We start from the raw sequence: 18251 nt of genomic DNA, 5'->3' as shown, positions 1-18251 counted from the left end.
ACGACGTCGGGGCGGGACGTGCGCATGTTCGGCGATCTTCACTGCGCCGGTCGGGTGTACGCCCGACACATGTGCCGCACCCGCCCGGCGCGCCCCTCCCGAGCAGCCAAAAGCCGTCCGCCGGCCGCGCCGCCCGACGCCGCTGTGGAGGAGCGCGGCCCAGTCGCTGTTACCCTGGTAGCCCGTGGGCCGGTGGGCTGAACCACTGAACCGCCGCGACGGCGCTCCCCGTACGAGCACCGTCCCGACCCTCACCTCGCGACCACGGGAGCCCCCTCTTGGCAACTGCGCCGAAATCCACGACGACCAAGCACATCTTCGTCACCGGCGGTGTGGCCTCCTCGCTCGGCAAGGGGCTGACGGCCTCCAGCCTCGGCGCGCTGCTCAAGGCGCGCGGCCTGCGGGTCACCATGCAGAAGCTCGACCCGTACCTCAACGTGGACCCGGGCACCATGAACCCGTTCCAGCACGGTGAGGTCTTCGTCACCGACGACGGCGCCGAGACGGACCTGGACATCGGCCACTACGAGCGCTTCCTCGACGTGAACCTCGCGGGCTCCGCGAACGTCACCACCGGCCAGATCTACTCCACGGTCATCGCCAAGGAGCGGCGCGGCGAGTACCTGGGCGACACCGTGCAGGTCATCCCGCACATCACCAACGAGATCAAGTCCCGTATCCGGCGGATGGCCGCCGACGACGTGGACGTGGTCATCACCGAGGTCGGCGGCACCGTCGGCGACATCGAGTCGCTGCCGTTCCTGGAGTCGGTCCGCCAGGTGCGCCACGAGGTCGGCCGCGACAACGTGTTCGTCGTGCACATCTCCCTGCTGCCGTACATCGGCCCGTCGGGCGAACTGAAGACCAAGCCCACCCAGCACTCGGTCGCGGCGCTGCGCAACATCGGTATCCAGCCCGACGCGATCGTGCTGCGCGCCGACCGCGACGTGCCGACCGCGATCAAGCGGAAGATCTCCCTGATGTGCGACGTCGACGAGGACGCGGTGGTCGCCGCGATCGACGCGCCGTCGATCTACGACATCCCCAAGGTGCTGCACACCGAGGGCCTGGACGCGTACGTCGTCCGGCGGCTGGACCTGCCCTTCCGGGATGTGGACTGGACGCAGTGGGACGACCTGCTCAAGCGGGTCCACGAGCCCGCGCACGAGGTGAAGGTGGCGCTGGTCGGCAAGTACATCGACCTGCCCGACGCCTATCTGTCGGTGACCGAGGCGCTGCGCGCGGGCGGTTTCGCCAACAACGCGCGGGTCCAGATCAAGTGGGTCACCTCGGACGAGTGCAAGACCCCGGCCGGCGCGGCGGCGCAGCTCGGCGAGGTCGACGCGGTCTGCGTGCCCGGCGGCTTCGGCGACCGCGGTGTGGAGGGCAAGGTCGCGGCCATCACCTTCGCCCGTGAGAACGGCATCCCGCTGCTCGGACTCTGCCTGGGCCTGCAGTGCGTCGTCATCGAGGCGGCCCGCAACCTCGCGGGCATCGCCGACGCGAACTCCACCGAGTTCGACCCGGCCACCGGCCACCCGGTCATCTCCACCATGGCCGAGCAGCTCGACATCGTCGGCGGCAAGGGCGACCTGGGCGGCACCATGCGGCTCGGCACCTACCCGGCGAAGCTCGCCGAGGGCTCCATCGTCCGCGAGGTCTACGGCGACCAGCCGTACGTCGAGGAGCGGCACCGGCACCGCTACGAGGTCAACAACGCCTACCGCGCGGAGCTGGAGAAGAGCGCCGGGATCGTCTTCTCGGGCGTCTCGCCCGACAACAAGCTCGTCGAGTACGTCGAGTACCCGCGCGAGGTGCACCCGTACCTCGTCGCGACCCAGGCGCACCCCGAGCTGAAGTCCCGGCCGACCCGCCCGCACCCGCTCTTCGCCGGGCTGGTCAAGGCCGCGGTCGCGCGCCAGCAGGGCTGAGCTGGACCAGACAGGCGTTCGAGGTATTCCGTTCGAGAGGCGCAGCATGCTGAAGGACACCCCGGAGGAGTGGCGCGTCACGGCGACCGCCACGCCGTTCACCGGCAAGAAGACGAGTGTCGCCACCGACGAGGTCGTCATGCCGGACGGCACCACCGCGACCCGCGACTACCAGGTCCACCCGGGCTCGGTGGCCGTGCTCGCGCTCGACGAGGAGGGCCGGGTGCTGGTCCTGCGCCAGTACCGGCACCCCGTACGCCACAAGCTGTGGGAGATCCCCGCGGGACTGCTCGACATCCCCGGGGAGAACCCGCTGCACGCGGCGCAGCGCGAGCTGTACGAGGAGGCGCACGTCAAGGCCGAGGACTGGCGGGTCCTCATCGACGTGTTCACCTCACCGGGCGGCTCGGACGAGGCGGTACGGGTCTTCCTGGCGCGGAACGTGTCCGAGGCGGACGGCGAGCGGTTCGACGTCTCCGAGGAGGAGGCGGACATGGAGGTGGCCCGGGTGCCGCTGGCGGACCTGGTCCGCGGCGCCCTGGCGGGCGAGCTGCACAACGCCTGTCTGATCATCGGCGTCCTCGCGCTCCAGGCCGCGCTCGACGGGGAGGGCCCCGAGGCGCTCCGGGCGGCGGAGGCGCCGTGGCCCGCCCGTCCGTTCACTGTCTGATGATCCGATGGGGTGATCATTGAGGCCCCTGGCCGCGTCACTCCCGCCGCGGCCCGGGGCCGGGTCGCTCAGGTGAACTAGGCTCGACGCGGTAGCCGCGAAGCAGCGCCCCAGGCGGCCTGCTGCGCGGACGTCCCCGAGTGAGCCGGGAGCGTGTGTCGTGACGGACCAGGCGCTGGACCCCCCCACCGCCCCCACCCCGCCCTCGCCCCCCGACCCCGAAACCCCCCGCAAAACCCGAAGGAAGCCCCCCGGGTCGGGCCGCAAGACGCGCCGCTCCGGGAGCGAGGCGAGCACGGAAGAGCCGGCGAGCCAGAAGCCCGCCACCGGCCGGTCCGCCGAAAACCCCGCACCACACGGCGAGGCCGCCACCCCCTCCCACCCCGCGCCGCCTGCCGCCCCCAAGCCAGCCGCGGCGGCCGCGCCGCCTGCCCGGTCCACGCCGCCCGCGCCGCCCGGCGGATCGACGCCGCCCGCGGCGCCTGCCGCCCCCAAGCCAGCCGCCGCCCCCACGGCGCCTGCCGCGGTGCCCTCCACCTTGCCGGTGGCAGCCGGCGTCTTTGTGGGGCGGGAGCGGGAGTTGGAGGGGTTGCGGGGGGATATCGGGCGGGCGGGGCTGGGGCGGACGGTGAGCCGGCGGGCGCGGGTGCTGCTCGTGGCGGGGCGGCCGGGGGCGGGACGGACCGCGGTGGCGCTGCGGCTGGCGGGCGAGGTCGAGGAGCGGTACCGGGACGGCCGGTTCTTCGTACGGCTGACCGGTGACGACGGCGAGCCCGTGCCCGCCGCGCAGACGGCCCGTACGCTGCTGCGCGCGATGGGCGCGCCCGAGGCCGAGGACACCGCTGACCCCGCGGCGGCGCTGCGCGCCGCGGCTGCCGACCGCAGGATGCTGTTCGTCCTCGACGACGTCGTGCGCGCCGACCAGCTCGAAGGACTGCTCCCCGACGCGCCCGACAGCCTCGTCGTGGCCACCTCGGACGGCCCGCTCTCCGGCATCCCCGACGTCCGCCCCTGCACCCTCGGCGGCCTCGACACCCCCGCCGCCGTCGAACTGCTCTCGCACGTCATCGGCTCCACCCGGGTGACCTGCGACCCGCGCGCCGCCGAGACCCTGGTCCAGGAGGTCGGCGGCCATCCGACCGCGCTGCGCCTGGTCGCCTCCTGGCTCGCCGCCCTCCCGCGGCTCTCCGTCGCCGACGCCGCCACCCGCCTGCGCGCGGTCTCCGCCGAGAACCCGCCCGAGCCCGCCGCCGCCCGCGCCAGCACACCCGGCGAACTCGTACGCGCCTTCCGGCTGGTGTACGAGGACCTGCCGCCGACGGCCGCCCGGATGCTGCGGCTGCTGTCGCTCGCCCCGGCCGGGATGGTGGACGCCCAGGTGGCCTCCGCGCTCGCGGGCTGCTCGGTGGCCGCCGCGCAGAGCACCCTCGACGACTTCGTCTCCGGCGCGCTGCTCACGGCAACCGGCTCCACCCCGGCCGCGCCGCCGCCGCAGTACCGGCTGCCCGGCTGCCTGGAACCGCTGCTGCGGGCGCTGCTGGAGACCGGGGACCGGCCGGAGGACGTACGCCTGGCGCGGGCCAGGATGCTGGAGCGGACCGTACGGCTGCTGCAGTCCTGCCGGGCGGCGCTGGCCGGGGAGGCGCCCGAGGCCCAGGAGGACGGCGGGGCGCCCACCGGCCTGCGGTTCGGCTCCCGGGCGGCCGCCGCCGACTGGCTGCGCTCACGGTTGCCTGCGCTGCTCGCCTCGGCGCGTGCCGCCGTCGCCGACGGCGCGCTCGACACCCTGGCCCGGCGGCTGGTGGCCGTCCTGGTCCAGGCGCTGACCGCCTTCCCCGGCGCGGGCCGGGGCGCCCGCGGTGACGCGATGGCCGCCGAGCGCTACGAACTGCACGGCCTCGTCCTCGATGTCGCCGAGCGCCGCGGCCTGCACCGCGAGAAGGCGGCGGCGCTGATCAACCTGGCCGACCTCGACGTCGCCGCGGGCCGCGGCGCCCGCGCCCTGGAGCGGTACCGGGCGGCCCTGGAACCGGCCCGCGCGGGCGCCGACCCCGAGGCCGAGGGCCGTGTCCTGGAAGCGCTCGCGGGCACCTACCAGCAGAGCGGCGACCTGCAGCGGGCCGCCGACTGGTACGGCCGGGCGCTCGCGCTGCGCCAGGCCCGCGGCGAGTCCGGCCACCAGGCCCGGCTGCACGGCAGGATCGGCGCGCTGCTCACCTACAGCGGCCGGTACGGGCCGGCGCTGCGCGAGTGGCGGGCGGCCGCCGGAATCTACCGGCGGCTCGGCGACCTGCCCGCGCAGGCCCGCGCGCTGACCGAGGCGGCCCGCGTCCAGGAGTACGCGGGCTACCCCGAGGACGCGCTGCGCAGCTGCCGCGACGCCCTGTACTGGGCCCGCAAGGCGGGGGAGCGGCGGCTGGAGGCGGCGGTGCTGCTGCGCCTGGCCGACACGCTCGACCGGCTCGGCGATCCGAGCGGCGCCGGCCTGCAGCGCGCGGCCGCGAATCAGCTGCTCAATCCGGGTCAACAACCCCAGAACTGAAGATCCCCTGCGTGCATGCCTACGAAACTGCCAATGCCCTCGGCCAAAGTAGTCACTTTGTAAGGCTAGACAGAGAGTCTTCCTTCACTAGACTGGGCACTGCCGCGGACATCGTGCTCAGGTCCGACGTGTCGTGCTTTCGTGCACCATGTCAGGACTGAGGTGTGCGGTTTCCTCCACTCCAGTCTTCGGACGTACCCGAACAGGACCGTGATCGACGTGAAGGTGGGCATCCCCCGCGAGGTCAAGAACAACGAGTTCCGCGTGGCCATCACCCCGGCCGGCGTGCACGAGCTCGTACGCAACGGACACCAGGTCTTCGTCGAGCAGGGCGCCGGCAACGGCTCGTCCATCCCCGACGAGGAGTACGTGTCGGCGGGTGCGGGCATCCTCGCCACCGCCGACGAGGTGTGGGCCACCGCCGACCTGCTGCTGAAGGTCAAGGAGCCGATCGCCGAGGAGTACCACCGGCTGCGCAAGGACCAGACGCTCTTCACCTACCTGCACCTCGCGGCCTCCCGCGAGTGCACGGACGCGCTGCTGGAGTCCGGCACCACCGCGATCGCGTACGAGACGGTGGAGACCGCCAACCGCCAGCTCCCGCTGCTGGCCCCGATGTCCGAGGTGGCCGGCCGGCTCGCCCCGCAGGTCGGCGCCTACCACCTGATGCGCTCCGCGGGCGGCCGCGGCGTGCTGCCCGGCGGCGTCCCCGGCGTGCTCGCGGGCACCGCGGTCGTCATCGGCGCCGGCGTCTCCGGCTGGCACGCGGCCACCATCGCGCTCGGCCTCGGCTTCCACGTCACCCTGCTCGACAAGGACGTCAACAAGCTGCGCGAGGCCGACAAGGTGTTCGGCAACCGGGTGCAGACGCTCGCCTCCAACACGTACGCGCTGGAGCAGGCGGTGCTCGACGCCGACCTGGTGATCGGCGCGGTGCTGATCCCCGGCGCGAAGGCGCCCAAGCTCGTCACTAACGAGCTGGTGTCGCGGATGAAGCCGGGTTCGGTACTTGTCGACATCGCGATCGACCAGGGCGGCTGCTTCGAGGACTCGCGTCCCACCACGCACGCCGAACCGACCTTCATGGTGCACGACTCGGTGTTCTACTGCGTCGCCAACATGCCGGGCGCGGTGCCCAACACCTCGACGTACGCGCTCACCAACGCCACGCTGCCCTACATCGTCGAACTGGCGAACCGCGGCTGGCGCGAGGCGCTGCGACGTGACGCGGCTCTCGCCCTCGGTCTCAACACGCATGAGGGACAGGTGGTTTACGGTCCCGTGGCCGAGGCGCACGGCCTCGACTCCGCCGACCTGCACACCCTTCTGGGCTGACCCGCACATGTGGTGACCAGGCGCGTCAACTACGCGCCCCCGGCCGGGTCTTGTGCGTCAAGACCCGGCCGTTCGTGTGCTTACGCCCTTGACAGCGGGGTGTTCGGTTGCCGACACATCATGCCGTGTCCGGCGGATTGTGTTGCTGTGAACCACCGACACGCCATAGAGTCGCGAATCGTCGGCTGTAGTCACGCTGACCTGTTGAGAAGTTTCCTGGTCACCAAGGAGGTAAGACGACTTGTGAATGAGTCGACATTTGCTCCCGGGGGTGGTCAACCAGGAATGACCGTTGGTTCCGTCGCGGTCCGCACCTTCGAATCCCGCCGGTCCGAGCCGAACACAGAGACGCAACCCGCTTACGCCATGGCGCCTTTCAACGACAACGACCTGCAGGACGGCCAGTTCTACGACCCGGACGCCGAGTACGAACCGGATCCGGAGTACGCCGCCACCCTCGCACCGGACGCGGCCCGGCAGCGCCGCGAACGCGTCGGCCCCACCGGCCGGCCCCTGCCGTACTTCCCGATCCCCAACCCGCTGAGCAACCACGGTCCCGCCAAGATCGTCGCGATGTGCAACCAGAAGGGCGGGGTCGGCAAGACCACCTCGACCATCAACCTGGGCGCCGCGCTGGCCGAGTACGGCCGCCGGGTGCTGCTCGTCGACTTCGACCCGCAGGGCGCGCTCTCGGTCGGCCTCGGGGTCAACCCGATGGAACTCGACATCACCGTCTACAACCTGCTGATGGAGCGCGGGCTGGCGGCGGACGAGGTGCTGCTGAAGACCGCGGTGCCCGGGATGGACCTGCTCCCCAGCAACATCGACCTGTCGGCCGCCGAGGTCCAGCTCGTCAGCGAGGTCGCGCGCGAGTCGACACTGCAGCGCGCCCTCAAGCCGCTGATGGCCGACTACGACTACATCGTGATCGACTGCCAGCCCTCGCTCGGCCTGCTCACCGTCAACGCGCTCACCGCGGCGCACTCGGTGATCGTGCCGCTGGAGTGCGAGTTCTTCGCGCTGCGCGGGGTCGCGCTGCTCACCGAGACCATCGAGAAGGTCCGCGAGCGGCTCAACCCCGAGCTGGAGCTCGACGGCATCCTCGCCACGATGTACGACTCGCGCACCGTGCACAGCCGCGAGGTGCTGGCCCGCGTCGTCGAGGCGTTCGACGAGCACGTCTTCCACACGGTCATCGGCCGGACCGTACGGTTCCCCGAGACCACGGTCGCCGGTGAGCCGATCACCACCTACGCGTCCAACTCCGTCGGTGCCGCCGCCTATCGTCAGCTCGCCAGGGAGGTGCTCGCCCGGTGCCACGCCGAGTGAGTCTGCCGGGCGCCGACGAACTGTTCCGTACCACCGGCGGCGCGGCGCTCCAGGCACCTCAGCCCCGGCAGCACCCCGGCGGCGAGGCGCAGAACGGGACTGCCCAGGGCGAGCGGCTGCGACCGGTCCCCGAGAGCGAGACGCAGGACGACGAGGCGGCGGCGCGGCCCGCCACCGAGGCGCCCGGTGACCGTACCGAGCACAACGGCCGGGACATCCCGCCCAACCGCAGGCCGCTCACCGCCGACCGGACCGTGGAGCGGACCGGCGAGCGGGTGGGGGCTCCCGGCGGCGGCCAGGTGCCGTCCCAGGGCCAGCCCGCGCAGGACCGGACGGCCGTGACGACCGCCCCGCAGCAGCAGGGCCCACCGCCGGTCCAGCCCCCGATCACCGCACAGCCGCAGCCCCAGGCCGCGCGGCGCAAGGCACCGCGGCCCAGCCGCCGCCCCAGCGGGCGCGAGCGGCACGACGAGAAGATCACCGTCTACGTTTCCGCCGAGGAGCTGATGGACCTCGAGCACGCCCGGCTGGTGCTGCGGGGTGAGCACGGGCTCGCCATCGACCGCGGCCGGATCGTCCGTGAGGCCGTGGCAGTCGTCCTGGCCGACCTGGAGTCCCGCGGGGACGCGAGCATCCTCGTGCGCCGCCTGCGGGGCCGCTGACCCCCGCGGGGCGCGTCCGGGGCGGGGTGACCCGGTCCGGAAGCCGGGGGAGATAGCCTGCCGTCCTGATCCCCGCACCCTGGACCGCGATGCCGACCACCCCACCCCGAGAGAACCGCCGCCGCCTCGGCAGCGGTGCGGGCGCACGCCCGCCGGAGCCCGAGGCGCCCCCGGTGGAGGTGCCCCCGGCCGAGGACATCCCCGCGCCGCGCGAGCCCGAGCCCGCCGCGGAACCGGAGCCTGCCGCGGAGCCGGAGCCCCCCGTGGAGGTGGAGCCCGAGCCCGATTCCGCGCCCGCCGCGGAGGCGGTCGCCGAGCCCGCGTCGGTCGCCGAGCCCGAGGCGATTGACGGCGGCGGCAGGTTCACCGTGCGGCTGGCGAACTTCGAGGGGCCCTTCGACCTGCTGCTCGGCCTCATCTCCAAGCACAAGATGGACGTCACGGAAGTGGCGCTGTCCAAGGTCACCAACGAGTTCATGGCGTACATCCACGCCATGGGCCCGGACTGGGACCTCGACCAGACCACCGAGTTCCTGGTCGTCGCGGCCACCCTGCTGGACCTGAAGGCGGCCCGGCTGCTGCCGTCCGCCGAGGTCGAGGACGAGGCGGACCTCGCGCTGCTGGAGGCCAGGGACCTGCTCTTCGCCCGGCTGCTGCAGTACCGGGCGTACAAGCAGATCGCGGCCATCTTCGCCGAGCGGCTGGAGAACGAGGCGCTGCGCTACCCCCGTACCGTCGGCCTGGAGCCGCAGCACGCGGAACTGCTGCCCGAGGTGGTGCTCAGCATCGGCCCCGAGCGCTTCGCCCAGCTCGCGGTGAAGGCGATGCTGCCCAAGCCCCGGCCGCAGGTGTACGTCGACCACATCCACGCCCCGCTGGTCAGCGTGCGCGAGCAGGCCGCGCATGTGATCGCGCTGCTGCGGGAGCTGGGCGCGGCGAGCTTCGGGCGGCTCACCGAGGACGCCCCGGACACGCTCACCGTCGTGGCGCGCTTCCTGGCGCTGCTGGAGCTGTACCGGGAGAAGGCGGTGGTCCTGGACCAGGAGGAGGCGCTGGGCCTGCTCCAGGTCCGCTGGACGGGCGGCGAGCAGGACGGCGCGGCCACCCCGCTGGTGACCGACGAATTCGACCAGGAGGCCGCGGCCAAGCCCGCCGCGGCCCGGAACGGAGAGCCGCAGTGACCGACGTGGCGGATGTCACCGAGACGGTCGTCGAGGTGCCGGAAACGGCCCTCCAGGCCCCGCCGACCGGCCTCCTGGCCGCGGCGACCGCCGAGCTGGAGCTGAAGCCCGCCCTGGAGGCGGTGCTCATGGTCGTCGACGAGCCCGCCACCGAGGAGCACCTCGCGAAGGTCCTGGAGCGGCCGCGACGGGCCGTCGCCAAGGCGCTGCGCGAGCTGTCCGACGACTACACCGCCGAAGGACGCGGCTTCGACCTGCGGCTGGTCGCCGGAGGCTGGCGTTTCTACACCCGGCCCGCCTTCGCGCCCGCCGTGGAGAAGTTCGTCCTCGACGGCCAGCACGCCCGCCTGACCCAGGCGGCGCTGGAGACGCTGGCGGTCGTCGCGTACCGCCAGCCGGTCAGCCGCTCAAGGGTCTCCGCGGTCCGCGGGGTGAACTGCGACGGCGTCATGCGGACCCTGTTGCAGCGCGGTCTGGTCGAGGAAGGTGGGACGGAACCCGAGACAGGTGCGATCCTGTACAGGACGACGAACTACTTCCTGGAACGTATGGGCCTGCGCAGCCTTGAAGAGCTGCCGGAACTCGCGCCGTTCCTGCCGGAGGCGGACGCGGTCGAGGCGGAGTCCCAGGAGGGCCTTCCGTCCTTCGATCCGGACGCACCGGACGACACCTCGACTACGGACACTTGATGCGAAGCAGCGACAGGAACAGCGGCGGCAACCGGAACCCCCGGGGCGGTGGCGGCGACAGGCGTGGCGGCGAAAGGCGCGGCGACGGCCGCGGCCGTGGCGACGAGGCCCAGCCGCGCAAGAGCAAGCCCCGCCCCGAGGAGCGCCGCTACGACGTCGGCACCACGGGCCAGTCCGGGGCGAACAAGCCCGGCGGCATGCCGCGCACCAAGCCCGACAGCAACCGCCCGACGGGCAACCGCGGCCGCAAGCCGGCCCCGGCCCGCCCCCGCGAGCTGGACGCCCAGATCGAGGAGCGCAACCGCGAGCGGCACAGCAAGCCGAAGCTGAACCTGCCCAAGACCTTCCCCGGCGCCGAGCAGGAGGGCGAGCGGCTGCAGAAGGTGCTGGCCAGGGCCGGTATGGGCTCCCGCAGGGCGTGCGAGGAGCTCATCGAGCAGCGGCGCGTCGAGGTCAACGGGCGGATCGTCACCGAGCAGGGCCTGCGGGTCGACACCGACAAGGACGAGGTCAAGGTCGACGGGCTGACCGTGGCCACCCAGTCGTATCTGTTCTTCGCCCTGAACAAGCCCGCCGGCGTGGTCTCCACCATGGAGGACCCCGACGGCCGCCAGTGCCTCGGCGACTACGTCACCAACCGCGAGACGCGGCTCTTCCACGTCGGGCGGCTGGACACCGAGACCGAGGGCCTGATCCTCCTCACCAACCACGGCGAGCTGGCGCACCGGCTGACGCACCCGCGGTACGGCGTCAAGAAGACCTACCTCGCGGCGATCCAGGGACCGCTGCCGCGGGACCTGGGCAAGCAGCTCAAGAACGGCATCGAGCTGGAGGACGGCTGGGCGCGCGCCGACCACTTCCGCGTGGTGCAGAACACCGGCAAGAACTACCTCGTCGAGGTGACCCTGCACGAGGGCCGCAAGCACATCGTGCGGCGGATGCTGTCGGAGGCCGGGTTCCCGGTCGACAAGCTGGTCCGCACCAGCTTCGGGCCGATCCCGCTCGGCGACCAGAAGTCGGGCTGGCTGCGCCGGCTCACCAACACCGAGGTCGGCATGCTGATGCAGGAGGTCGACCTCTAACCGCTCGCCAACGGGCCGGGGCAGCGGCTTGGATGGCCTCATGACCCTCCATGCCGACCCCCTGCGCGACGCGGGTGTACCCGACCTCAGCCCGGTCGTGGCCGAACTCCTCGGCCGCGGCCACCCGCTGCTCTTCGCGACCGTCTCCGGCGCGCATCTGTACGGGTTCCCGTCCCGCGACTCCGACGTCGACCTGCGCGGTGTGCATCTGCTGCCGCTGCCCGAGGTCATCGGGCTGCGCGAGGGCGAGCAGACACAGTCCCGAATGTGGGACCGGGGCCGCCCCACCGCCTACGACGCCCTCCACGCCCTCGTGGTCCGCACCAGGCAGGCCGCCGCATGACCGCCCCGCATGCCACCGCGACCGCCGTTCTGACGGGCCTTGCCCTCGGTGACGCCCTGGGCTTCCCGACGGAGTTCAACACCGTCGCCCAGATCGAGGCCAAGTGCGGGCCCTGGCGCGAGATGGAGCTGATCACCCCGGCGTTCGTGTCCGACGACACCCAGATGACGCTGGCGTTCGGCCGTGCCCTGCGCACCGCCGCCGGCAGCGGCTCCCTGACGCCGTCGTCGCTGGAGCGTCCGCTGCGTGAGGAGTTCGTCGCCTGGTGGCGTTCGCCGGACAACAACCGGGCGCCGGGCCGTACCTGCATGACCGCGTGCGAACTGCTCAGCAACCCCCGGCGGATCTGGCAGGAGGCCAGCCAGATCCACTCCAAGGGGTGCGGCGCCAATATGCGGGTGGCGCCCGCGGCTCTGGTGCCGGGGTTGTCCGAGCGGGCCCGGGCGGGCGTGGCGCAGTTCCAGGCGGCGGTCACGCACGGGCATCCGACCGGGCTGGCGGCGTCGGATCTGACCGGGTACGCGATCCGGCAGCTCGCCGACGGGGTGCGGCCGGCCGAACTGCCCCGGCGGCTGAGGGAGTACGCGACGGCGAACCGGTCGTACTACCACGAGTACTGGCTCGGTGATCTGTGGGCGCACGCGCAGGACCCGACGCCCGGACACTTCATCGAACGCGGCTGGGACGAGTGCCTGGCGGTGCTGGACCGGCTGGAGGCCGCGCTGGGGGCCGGGGACGAGGAGGCCGATCCGTGCTTGGTGACCGGGGCGGGGTGGGTCGCGGAGGAGGCGCTGGCGACCGGGCTGCTGTGCTTCCTGCTGTTTCCCGACGAGCCGGTCACCGCGTTGCGGCGGGCGGCGTGCAGCTCGGGGGACTCCGACTCGATCGCCTGTCTGACCGGGGCCTTCGCGGGCGCGCATCTGGGGGCCGGCGCGTGGCCCGGGGAGTGGGCGGGGCGGATCGAGTACGGGGAGGAGCTAGGCGTGCTGGGCCTGTTGTGGGAGGGCGGGGGTCAGGGTGGTGGCGGCTGAGGTGCGGCGGACGCGGAGGAGGAAGTCCTCGACGCGGGCGGTGTCGGGGTCGGCGGGCAGGGGGGTGCGGGTGGCGGCGGTGTCGGCCTCTTCGTGGAGGGTGCGCATCCAGGTGCGGACCTCGTCCCAGGTCAGTTCGCCGCGCTTGACGGACAGCAGCCGGTCGCGCTGGTCGCCCACGTCGATGGTGAGGCGGCCGGTGCGCAGCAGGTCGCGGCAGCTGATCAGCAGCCGCAGCAGGTGCATGGCGTGCTTCCAGCGCGGCTCGCCGTGGTTGCGGATGTCGGCCTCCAGCTTGCTGAGCTGCTGGGCGGCGTAGCCGCGGAAGGTGCTGTCGGCGCGCCGGGACAGGAACGCGCCGCGCAGGTCGAGCAGTTCGCGGCCGGTGTCGTCGGCGGACTCGACCAGGGGCGAGTGCAGGCACTCGAGCAGGTTGGGGTTGGCGCGCAGCGCGAGCGTGCAGAAGCGCTCCAGCTCCCAGGAGAACTGCTCGTCGCGCGGCCCGGTGACATGCGTCGGCGGCTTGTCGAAGTGCCAGTACAGCGCGGTGGGCGCGACGAAGACACCGCGCCGGTCGGTGTCGCTCCCGTCGGTGGCCAGACCGAACGCGCGCGACCCCATCACACAGGCGTAGACCGTGTGGTCGCGGACGAGAGTGTGCCCCAGAGAATCGCGCATGAGGGCGATTATCGTCATGAAGTCCGACCAAGCGCCGGAGTTTCCGGTGCTTCGCACGGTGATCACGGTGCCCGAGGGACGACGGAGGCCACCGGCCGCCGGACCGCGCCGGGGCTACGACCAGGCCGCCAGCCGCAGCGGACGGCCGTACGGATCCCGTACGACCTCCAGCATTCCGGTCACCGCCGAGCGCTCGATGGCGCCGTAGATGTGCGGAAACCTGGTGCCCTCGGGCACCCCCGGCGGCGGCTTGGGCGCCGCGGCCTCCACCCGCACCTCGGCGCGCAGCCGCTCCTCGTCGATCAGCAGCACCATCAGGGGGCCTTCCACCTCGCGGTAGAAGGCGTCGGCCACCGCCAGCACGGAGCTCTCGTCCGGCGAGCAGTGCACGAAACCCTCCTCCAGCAGCGAGGCGGGTGCGTACGGCCGGTCGGGGACGAGCAGCCAGTCGTCCAGGGGCACGAGATGGAAGAGCATGGGATGTTTCTACCGGGTCCGGCGACGCGGCGGCGAACCGCCGCCGCGTCGCCCACCTGCCCGTCTCGTCCTGCGGGCGGCCGCCTCGCCGCCGGTCGCGCGTGACTACCCTGGTCGGGCAGGTACGCGAGCAGCCGAGGGAGCAGTGACGTGGCGGTACGAGCGGTCCGCGGAGCCGTCCGATGGGAACGGGACGCGCACATCCTCGGCAAGGACATCACGCAGTGAGGACGGCGCTCGTCGTCGGCACCGGCCTGATGGGCACCTCCGCGGCGCTCGCGCTCACCAAGCGCGGCGTCGACGTCCACCTGACCGACCACGACCCGTCGGCCGCCCGTACCGCCGCCGCGATCGGCGCGGGCACCACGGACGCGCCCGACGGCCCGGTGGACCTGGTGATCGTCGCCGTGCCGCCCGCGCACGTGGCGGCCTCCCTCGCCGACGCCATGCGGCGCGGCCTGGGCCGCGGCTACCTGGACGTGGCCAGCGTCAAGGGCGGCCCGCGGCGCGAGCTGGAAGTGCTCGGCTGCGACCTCACGCACTACATCGGCACCCACCCGATGGCCGGGCGGGAGCGCTCCGGCCCGCTGGCGGGCACCGCCGACCTCTTCGACGGCCGCCCCTGGGTGCTCACCCCGACCCCGGCCACCGAGACCGAGGTGCTCAACCTCGCGCTGGAGCTGGTGGCCCTGTGCGGCGCCGTCCCCGTCGTCATGGACGCCGACGCGCACGACCGGGCCGTCGCCCTCGTCTCGCACACCCCGCAGCTCGTCTCCAGCATGGTCGCGGCCCGGCTCGAACACGCCGAGGAGACCGCGGTACGGCTGTGCGGGCAGGGGATACTCGACGTCACCCGCATCGCGGGCTCGGAGCCCGGCATGTGGATGGACATCCTGGCCGCGAACCCGGGACCGGTCGCCGACGTCCTCGCCGACGTGGCCGTCGACCTCGCCGAGACGGTGACGGCGCTGCGCGCCCTGCAGTCCGCCGACGAGGCCAAGCGGCGCGGCGGCGCGGCGGGCATCGAGGACATCCTGCGCCGCGGCAACGCGGGCCGCGCGAAGGTGCCCGGCAAGCACGGCGCCGCGCCCAAGACGTACGAGGTCGTGGCGGTCCTCATCGGCGACCAGCCGGGCGAGCTGGCCCGGATCTTCGCCGACGCGGGCATCGCGGGCGTCAACATCGAGGACGTGCGCATCGAGCACTCCACCGGGCAGCAGGCCGGTGTCATCCAGCTCATGGTCGAGCCGCGCACCGCCCCGACCCTCACCGCCGCCCTCCGCGAGAAGGGGTGGTCGATCCGGCAGTGACGCCGGATCGGCGGGCGGGCCCCCGCCCGCACGGGGCCCGGGAGGGCGTGGCGCGGCCCACAGCGCGCGGCCGGTAACCTTGAGGGATGGCATCCGGCGTCGGCCGGCCCGCCCGCCCCCGCTCCCGTGTACGAGGAAGGCCTTCCGCTGTGGAAAACCCGGTGATCGTCGCCATCGACGGCCCTTCCGGCACGGGCAAGTCCAGCACCTCCAAGGCGGTCGCGGCCAAGCTCGGGCTGAGCTACCTCGACACCGGCGCGCAGTACCGCGCGATCACCTGGTGGATGCTGAACAACGGCATCGACGTCGACGACCCGGTGGCCGTGGCCGACTCCGCGGGCAAGCCGTCGATCGTCTCGGGCAGCGACCCCGCCAACCCGACCATCACGGTGGACGGCGTGGACGCCTCGGCCCCGATCCGTACCCAGGAGGTCACCGCGGCGGTCAGCGCCGTGAGCGCGGTGCCCGAGGTGCGGACCCGGATGGTCGAGCTGCAGCGCGCCGCCGGTGCCGCGGCCCCGGCCGGGATCGTGGTGGAGGGCCGGGACATCGGCACCACCGTCTTCCCCGCCGCCACCGTCAAGATCTTCCTGACCGCCTCCGCGGAGGCCCGCGCCGCGCGCCGCAGCGGCGAGCTGAAGGGCGCGCTGAGCGTCGCCGACACCCAGGCCGCCCTGGTCAAGCGGGACGCGGCCGACTCCGGCCGCACCACCTCGCCGCTGGCCATGGCCGCCGACGCGGTCGAGGTCGACACCACGGACCTGACGCTGGAGCAGGTCATCGAGTGCATCGTCACTCTGGTCGAGGAGAAGCGGGCGCCCAGGTGACCTCCCAGCAGGACACGGTGCCGGGCCCGCGCGGAGCGGCCGTCGGGCGCCGCATCGGCATCGGTCTGATGAACGGCCTGTGGCGGCCCCGGGTGCTCGGCGCCTGGCGGCTGCCCGCGCAGGGCCCGGTCATCCTGGCGGGCAACCACTCGCACAACATCGACGGCCCGATGCTCATCGGCACCTGCCCGCGCCCGCTGCACTTCCTGGTGAAGAAGGAAGCCTTCGTCGGGCCGCTCGACCCGTTCCTGCGCGCCATCGGCCAGCTCAAGGTCGACCGGGCGAGCGCCGACCGTACCGCGATAACCGCCGCCCTCGGTGTGCTGGCGCGCGGCGGGGTGCTGGGCATCTTCCCCGAGGGCACCCGTGGCGACGGCGAGTTCGCGCAGCTGCGGGCGGGCCTCGCCTACTTCGCGGTGCGCTCCGGCGCACCCGTGGTGCCCGTCGCGGTGCTGGGCAGCACCGGCGAGGGACGCCTGGTGTCCGCGCTGCCGCCGCTGCGCAGCCGGATCGACATCGTCTACGGAGAGCCCTTCGACGCCGGTGACGGCTCGGGACGCCGTACCCGCGGCGCGCTGGACGCCGCCACGCTGCGCATCCAGGAGCGGCTCACCGCCCACCTGGCGTACGCCAAGCAAGCCACCGGCCGCTGAACCACACTGGTTACCGCAGCCACCACTGTTGATCGACGGAGAGACCTCATGGAGCACGCAAACGAGCACGGCGAGACCGGCGCGCTCGGCGACGCCGAATACGCCGAGTTCATGGAGCTCGCCGCCGAAGAGGGCTTCGACCTCGAAGAGGTGGCCGACGACCTGGCGGAGGCCGGTCACGGGCCGCTGCCGGTGCTGGCCGTGGTGGGCCGCCCCAATGTCGGCAAGTCGACGCTGGTGAACCGGATCATCGGCCGCCGCGAGGCGGTCGTCGAGGACAAGCCGGGCGTCACCCGCGACCGGGTCACGTACGAGGCGAACTGGAACGGCCGCCGCTTCAAGATCGTCGACACCGGCGGCTGGGAGCAGGACGTCCTCGGTATCGACGCCTCCGTGGCCGCGCAGGCGGAGTTCGCCATCGAGGCCGCCGACGCGGTGGTCTTCGTGGTGGACTCCACCGTCGGCGCCACCGACACCGACGAGGCCGTGGTCCGGCTGCTGCGCCGCGCGGGCAAGCCCGTCGTGCTGGCCGCCAACAAGGTCGACGGCCCGTCCGGCGAGGCGGACGCCACCGCGCTGTGGAACCTCGGCCTCGGCGAGCCCTTCCCGGTCTCCTCGCTGCACGGCCGCGGCACCGGCGACCTGCTCGACGCCATCATGGACGCGCTGCCCGAGGCGCCGGAGATGACCTTCGGCAACGTCATCGGCGGCCCCCGCAGGATCGCGCTGATCGGCCGCCCCAACGTCGGCAAGTCGTCGCTGCTGAACAAGGTGGCCAACGAGGACCGCGTGGTGGTCAACGAGATCGCGGGCACCACCCGCGACCCGGTCGACGAGCTGATCGAACTCGGCGGCGTCACCTGGAAGTTCATCGACACCGCGGGCATCCGCCGCCGTGTCCACCTCACCGAGGGCGCGGACTACTACGCGTCGCTGCGTACGGCGGCGGCGCTGGAGAAGGCCGAGGTCGCGGTGATCCTGGTGGACGCCAGCGAGATGCTGGCCGAGCAGGACACCCGGATCATCTCGATGGCCGTCGAGGCGGGCCGCGCCGTCGTCATCGCCTACAACAAGTGGGACCTGCTCGACGAGGAGCGCCGCTACTACCTCGAGCGCGAGATCGAGAAGGACCTGGTGCAGGTCCAGTGGGCGCCCCGGGTCAATGTCTCGGCGCGCACCGGGCGCCACATGGAGAAGCTGGTCCCGGCGATCGAGACCGCTCTCGCGGGCTGGGAGACCCGGGTGCCGACGGGCCGTCTGAACGCCTTCCTGGGCGAGCTGGTGGCCTCCCACCCGCACCCGATCCGCGGCGGCAAGCAGCCGCGCATCCTGTTCGGGACGCAGGCGGGCACCAAGCCGCCGCGGTTCGTGCTCTTCGCCTCCGGCTTCCTGGAGGCGGGCTACCGGCGCTTCATCGAGCGCCGGCTGCGCGAGGAGTTCGGCTTCGCCGGAACCCCGATCCAGGTGTCGGTCCGGGTCCGCGAGAAGCGCGGCCGCAAGAAGTAGTCCTC

The 18251-nt window shown here is 72.8% G+C and carries 16 protein-coding genes and 1 pseudogene; 15 read left to right on the top strand and 2 right to left on the bottom strand.

Annotated features, from left to right (window positions below):
• Positions 1-278: 278 nt before the first annotated feature.
• The 11 genes and pseudogenes from AB0M29_RS29185 (at position 279) to AB0M29_RS29135 (ending at position 12795) form a co-directional block, all read left to right on the top strand.
• Positions 279-1931, top strand: a complete 1653-nt coding sequence (locus AB0M29_RS29185; RefSeq protein WP_365387913.1) for a CTP synthase — start codon at positions 279-281, stop codon at positions 1929-1931.
• 46 nt (positions 1932-1977) lie between these two features.
• A complete protein-coding gene (locus AB0M29_RS29180; protein ID WP_365387911.1) occupies positions 1978-2601 on the top strand; it encodes an NUDIX hydrolase in 624 nt (207 codons plus the stop codon).
• 526 nt (positions 2602-3127) lie between these two features.
• Positions 3128-5143: a tetratricopeptide repeat protein gene (locus tag AB0M29_RS29175; RefSeq protein ID WP_365387909.1), complete on the top strand. Its 2016-nt coding sequence runs from the start codon at positions 3128-3130 to the stop codon at positions 5141-5143.
• A gap of 219 nt (positions 5144-5362) precedes the next feature.
• The gene (gene ald, locus AB0M29_RS29170) at positions 5363-6478 is read left to right on the top strand and encodes an alanine dehydrogenase (protein WP_365387957.1); all 1116 of its coding nucleotides are present in this window, start codon (positions 5363-5365) and stop codon (positions 6476-6478) included.
• 366 nt (positions 6479-6844) lie between these two features.
• Complete coding sequence (locus AB0M29_RS29165) at positions 6845-7807, top strand: ParA family protein (protein WP_365387907.1); 963 nt, start codon at positions 6845-6847, stop codon at positions 7805-7807.
• Positions 7792-8469: a hypothetical protein gene (locus tag AB0M29_RS29160; protein WP_365387905.1), complete on the top strand. Its 678-nt coding sequence runs from the start codon at positions 7792-7794 to the stop codon at positions 8467-8469. Before AB0M29_RS29165 ends, AB0M29_RS29160 begins: the two co-directional genes overlap by 16 nt.
• Before the next feature lie 89 nt (positions 8470-8558).
• Positions 8559-9650: a segregation/condensation protein A gene (locus AB0M29_RS29155; protein ID WP_365387903.1), complete on the top strand. Its 1092-nt coding sequence runs from the start codon at positions 8559-8561 to the stop codon at positions 9648-9650.
• 74 nt (positions 9651-9724) lie between these two features.
• A complete protein-coding gene (gene scpB / locus AB0M29_RS29150; protein WP_365387955.1) occupies positions 9725-10339 on the top strand; it encodes an SMC-Scp complex subunit ScpB in 615 nt (204 codons plus the stop codon).
• Positions 10339-11421 (top strand): pseudouridine synthase, encoded by a 1083-nt coding sequence (locus AB0M29_RS29145; RefSeq protein WP_365387901.1) that lies wholly within the window; start codon positions 10339-10341, stop codon positions 11419-11421. The genes scpB and AB0M29_RS29145 overlap by 1 nt, the downstream gene beginning before the upstream one ends.
• Positions 11422-11461: 40 nt before the next feature.
• A pseudogene (locus AB0M29_RS29140) lies at positions 11462-11698 on the top strand (nucleotidyltransferase domain-containing protein); the annotation flags it as partial.
• A gap of 62 nt (positions 11699-11760) precedes the next feature.
• Positions 11761-12795, top strand: a complete 1035-nt coding sequence (locus AB0M29_RS29135) for an ADP-ribosylglycohydrolase family protein (protein ID WP_365387900.1) — start codon at positions 11761-11763, stop codon at positions 12793-12795.
• Here AB0M29_RS29135 and AB0M29_RS29130 read toward each other — a convergent pair.
• Together AB0M29_RS29130 and AB0M29_RS29125 are read right to left on the bottom strand one after the other, a co-directional pair.
• Positions 12742-13473 carry a nucleotidyltransferase domain-containing protein gene (locus AB0M29_RS29130; protein WP_365387897.1) on the bottom strand — a complete coding sequence of 244 codons (732 nt, stop codon included), beginning with the start codon at positions 13471-13473 and terminating at the stop codon, positions 12742-12744. The two genes, AB0M29_RS29135 and AB0M29_RS29130, sit on opposite strands and share 54 nt — an antisense overlap.
• Positions 13474-13587: 114 nt before the next feature.
• On the bottom strand, positions 13588-13950 hold the full coding sequence (locus AB0M29_RS29125) for a DUF952 domain-containing protein (protein WP_365387894.1): 363 nt from the start codon (positions 13948-13950) through the stop codon (positions 13588-13590).
• Positions 13951-14174: 224 nt separating this feature from the next.
• On the opposite strand from AB0M29_RS29125, the gene AB0M29_RS29120 reads away from it, so the two are divergent.
• The 4 genes from AB0M29_RS29120 to der all read left to right on the top strand — a co-directional run bounded on the left by AB0M29_RS29120 (position 14175) and on the right by der (position 18246).
• Positions 14175-15260 carry a prephenate dehydrogenase gene (locus tag AB0M29_RS29120; protein WP_365387891.1) on the top strand — a complete coding sequence of 362 codons (1086 nt, stop codon included), beginning with the start codon at positions 14175-14177 and terminating at the stop codon, positions 15258-15260.
• A gap of 149 nt (positions 15261-15409) precedes the next feature.
• Complete coding sequence (cmk, locus tag AB0M29_RS29115) at positions 15410-16087, top strand: (d)CMP kinase (RefSeq protein ID WP_365387888.1); 678 nt, start codon at positions 15410-15412, stop codon at positions 16085-16087.
• 68 nt (positions 16088-16155) lie between these two features.
• Positions 16156-16740, top strand: a complete 585-nt coding sequence (locus AB0M29_RS29110) for a lysophospholipid acyltransferase family protein (RefSeq protein ID WP_365387951.1) — start codon at positions 16156-16158, stop codon at positions 16738-16740.
• A 48-nt stretch (positions 16741-16788) separates the two neighbouring features.
• On the top strand, positions 16789-18246 hold the full coding sequence (der, locus tag AB0M29_RS29105; RefSeq protein WP_365387885.1) for a ribosome biogenesis GTPase Der: 1458 nt from the start codon (positions 16789-16791) through the stop codon (positions 18244-18246).
• Positions 18247-18251: the final 5 nt, after the last annotated feature.

Source organism: Streptomyces sp. NPDC051976 (genome assembly GCF_040680795.1).
Lineage (GTDB): Bacteria > Actinomycetota > Actinomycetes > Streptomycetales > Streptomycetaceae > Actinacidiphila.
Note: the sequence above shows the minus strand (reverse complement) of the source record. Positions and strands in the feature narration are given on the sequence as shown.